The organism is Pseudomonas sp. SST3 (assembly GCF_003325755.1).
Map to the genome: position 1 here is coordinate 1 of NZ_QORI02000148.1, position 3926 is coordinate 3926.

Below are 3926 nucleotides of genomic sequence, written 5' to 3' on the forward strand. Positions count from 1 at the left end.
AGGGCGTGGCGCTGTAACGATCTGATCGCCGATGACATCTCCATGCCCATGTACGACTATCAATGCGCTTCCTGTGGTCATCAGTTGGAAGCCATTCAGAAGATCAGCGCCGCGCCGCTGGTCGATTGCCCTGCCTGCCAGGCACCTGAGTTGAAGAAGATGTTGTCCATGCCGGGCTTCCGTCTGAGCGGCAGTGGCTGGTACGAGACCGATTTCAAGACCGGCGCCAAGAAGAACCTGGCGGGCGGCGACAAAGCAGACTGAGTTGAACTCTACGCGCAGGCTCCTGCATTATCCGTCCCCTGCTTTAAATGTACGGTGACGAGGCGGGCCTGCCACCGAATTTCGAATTACGAGAAGTGAAACCACGACCATGATGCGCAGCCACTATTGCGGCCAACTGAACGAGACCCTGGAAGGTCAGGAAATCACCCTTTGCGGATGGGTTCACCGTCGCCGCGACCACGGCGGGGTGATCTTCCTCGATATCCGTGACCGTGATGGTCTGGCCCAGGTGGTGTTCGACCCGGACCGCGCCGAGAGTTTTGCAGCCGCCGACCGCGTGCGCAGCGAATACGTCGTCAAGATCACCGGCAAGGTACGCCTGCGTCCGGCCGGTGCCGTGAACAAGAACATGGCGTCCGGCGGCATCGAAGTACTGGGCTATGAGCTGGAAGTGCTGAACGAGTCGGAAACCCCACCGTTCCCACTCAACGAATACTCCGATGTGGGCGAAGAAACCCGCCTGCGCTACCGCTTCCTGGACTTGCGTCGTCCGGAAATGGCCGAGAAGCTGCGCCTGCGTTCGCGCATGACCACCAGCATCCGCCGCTTCTTGGATGAAAACGGCTTCCTGGACGTCGAAACGCCGATCCTCACCCGGGCCACCCCGGAAGGCGCGCGTGACTACCTGGTACCGAGCCGTACCCATGCCGGCAGCTTCTTCGCCTTGCCGCAATCGCCGCAGCTGTTCAAGCAACTGCTGATGGTGGCCGGTTTCGACCGCTACTACCAGATCGCCAAGTGCTTCCGTGACGAAGACCTGCGCGCTGACCGCCAGCCGGAATTCACCCAGATCGACATCGAGACCAGCTTCCTCGATGAAACAGAGATCATGGGCCTGACCGAGCAGATGATCCGCAACCTGTTCAAGGAAGTGCTGGGCCTGGAGTTCGGCGAATTCCCGCACATGACTTTCGAAGAAGCCATGCGCCGCTACGGTTCCGACAAGCCAGACCTGCGTAACCCGCTGGAACTGGTGGACGTGGCCGACCAGCTCAAGGACGTCGACTTCAAGGTGTTCAGCGGCCCAGCCAACGACCCTAAATGCCGCATCGCCGCCCTGCGCGTGCCTGGCGGCGCGAGCATGCCGCGCAAGCAGATCGACGATTACACCAAGTTCGTCGGCATCTACGGTGCCAAGGGCCTGGCTTACATCAAGGTCAACGAGCGCGCCAACGGCGTCGACGGCCTGCAATCGCCGATCGTGAAAAACATCCCTGAAGCCAACCTGAACACGATCCTTGATCGCGTCGGTGCGGTTGACGGCGACATCGTGTTCTTCGGCGCCGACAAGGCCAAGATCGTCAGCGAGGCCCTGGGCGCGCTGCGTATCAAACTCGGCCACGACCTAAACCTGCTGACCTGCGAATGGGCGCCGATGTGGGTTGTGGACTTCCCGATGTTCGAAGAGAACGACGACGGCAGCTTCAGCGCCTTGCACCACCCGTTCACCGCACCGAAGTGCTCCCCTCAAGAGCTGGAAGCCAACCCTGCAGGCGCGCTGTCCCGTGCCTACGACATGGTGTTGAACGGTACTGAACTGGGTGGCGGTTCGATCCGTATCCACCGCAAAGAGATGCAGCAAGCGGTCTTCCGCCTGCTGGGCATCAACGAAGCGGAACAGGAAGAGAAATTCGGCTTCCTGCTCGACGCCCTGAAATACGGCGCGCCGCCGCACGGTGGCCTGGCGTTCGGCCTGGACCGTCTGGTGATGCTGATGACCGGCGCCCAGTCGATCCGTGAAGTGATCGCCTTCCCGAAAACCCAGAGCGCTGCGGACGTCATGACCCAGGCGCCGGGTGTGGTGGATGCCAAGGCCTTGCGCGAGCTGCACATCCGCCTGCGCGAGACGCCGAAGGCTGAGTAAGGCTGCAGCGTGAAAGCGCGATAAGGTTGTACGCAGTCAAAAAGGCGCATCTTCGGATGCGCCTTTGCGTTTAAAAAGAGGGAAATCTCGCCTGGGGCGGGATTGATAAGGTTTCTAGAGAATTCGGAGTTGTGTTATGGCTGGCCATTCCAAGTGGGCGAACATCAAGCACCGCAAAGAGCGTCAGGATGCCAAGAAGGGCAAGATCTTCACCAAGTGGATTCGCGAACTGACCGTCGCGGCCCGCCAGGGTGGCGGTGACCCGGGCTCTAACCCGCGTCTGCGCCTGGCGCTGGACAAGGCGCTGGGCGCCAACATGAGCCGCGACATCATCGACCGCGCCGTGGCTCGTGGTGCTGGTGCGGCCGACACCGACGATATGGTCGAGCTGACCTATGAAGGCTACGGCCCGGGCGGCGTGGCGGTGATGGTCGAATGCATGACCGACAACCGCAACCGTACCGCGGCAGCCGTACGTCATGCGTTCAGCAAGTGCGGCGGCAACCTCGGCACGGATGGTTCGGTGGCCTACCTGTTCGAGCGCAAGGGGCAGATCACCTTCGCACCGGGCACCGATGAAGACGCGCTGATGGAAGCCGCAATGGAAGCGGATGCCGATGACGTCGTGACCAACGAAGACGGCTCCATCGACGTGTTTACCTCGTTCGCCAGCTTCTACGCCGTGCGCAACGCCCTGGAAGCCGCTGGTTTCAACGGCACCGACGCAGAAATCGTGATGCTGCCGACCACCAGTGCCGAACTGGACCTGGACGGTGCGCAGAAGGTGCTGAAGCTGCTGGACATGCTTGAAGACCTGGATGACGTGCAGAACGTGTATTCGAATGCCGACATCCCTGAGTCTGTGGCCGAGCAGCTCACTTAAGAACGATGAATATCCACTGTGGGAGCTGGCTTGCCTGCGATAGCGGGAGTGGCGTCCCCTAAAAATCCCAGGCAAAAAAAGCCCCGCATTCAGCGAGGCTCTTTTCCGGTGCATCAGCAATCAGCTGCCTTTGACAGCCTTACCGTCAACGGTGCCATCCTGCAGCATGATGTTGTATTCCTTGCCGTCAGTCTCGACCTGACGCAGGGCAACCAGGATGCCGCCCTGGTCCTTGGCAAACCACATCTGGGTGATGCGCTTGCTCTGCGACGGGTCGCGCACGCGCTCGACCTTGATCGCGTCGATCGAACCGACCTTGGTCTGGACCTTTTCCGAGCCGATCACGCGGAAGTCGTAGGTATCGGTATCAGTACCCTCAACCACGCGGTAGCTCATGCTCTTCTTGCCGGCGGCAACATCGCGTTGCAGAGCAAGCTGGTAGGTGGACTTGTCGAGCATGCCGCTTTCGAGAGTGACATTGACCGGGTCTTTGTTTTCAAAGCCGGTGACTTTTTTAGCGCTCTGGTCGAAGTCCAGGTTGATCTTCTTCGCCTTGCCCAGGCCGCCGCGTTCGAAGCTGTAGCTCTTGGGTTGCAGGGTGTCCTTGTCGAACAGGATCACGCTGGTTTTCGGTCAAGCTGGCAATCATCATCGAGGCCTTGAAATTCAAGGTCCAGGTACCGTCGCCATTCTTGCTCAGGCTGCGTTCAGCCGAACCGCTCATGGGCAGTTGTTTCCAGTCGGCGGTGTAGCTGACGGAGAAGGGGTGAAGGTCTGCCGCTTGTACGGCAGGCAAAGCGAACAGCGCAAAAGCGAAAAGCAGGGCGCGACGCATAAAATCTCCTAGGTTCGAATCAAGTGGCCGCTGGCCGCGAGTAACTGGCCGTCCAATAA

Annotated in this window: 3 protein-coding genes and 1 pseudogene; 3 read left to right on the plus strand and 1 reads right to left on the minus strand. The window is 60.1% G+C overall.

All coding sequences use genetic code 11. The features are described from left to right. Nucleotides 1–42 precede the first annotated feature (42 nt). The 3 genes from DQ405_RS25470 (at nt 43) to DQ405_RS25480 (ending at nt 3032) form a co-directional block, all read left to right on the plus strand. Nucleotides 43–264 (plus strand): FmdB family zinc ribbon protein, encoded by a 222-nt coding sequence (locus DQ405_RS25470; protein WP_003193872.1) that lies wholly within the window; start codon nt 43–45, stop codon nt 262–264. A 109-nt stretch (nt 265–373) separates the two neighbouring features. Further along, complete coding sequence (aspS, locus tag DQ405_RS25475) at nt 374–2149, plus strand: aspartate--tRNA ligase (protein ID WP_032895509.1); 1776 nt, start codon at nt 374–376, stop codon at nt 2147–2149. A 136-nt stretch (nt 2150–2285) separates the two neighbouring features. After that, nucleotides 2286–3032, plus strand: coding sequence for a YebC/PmpR family DNA-binding transcriptional regulator (locus DQ405_RS25480; protein WP_003193870.1), 747 nt, complete (start codon nt 2286–2288; stop codon nt 3030–3032). 120 nt (nt 3033–3152) lie between these two features. Here the strand turns inward: DQ405_RS25480 and DQ405_RS25485 are convergent. Then, nucleotides 3153–3867: pseudogene (locus DQ405_RS25485) on the minus strand (DUF3108 domain-containing protein). Between the last annotated feature and the right edge of the window lie 59 nt (nt 3868–3926).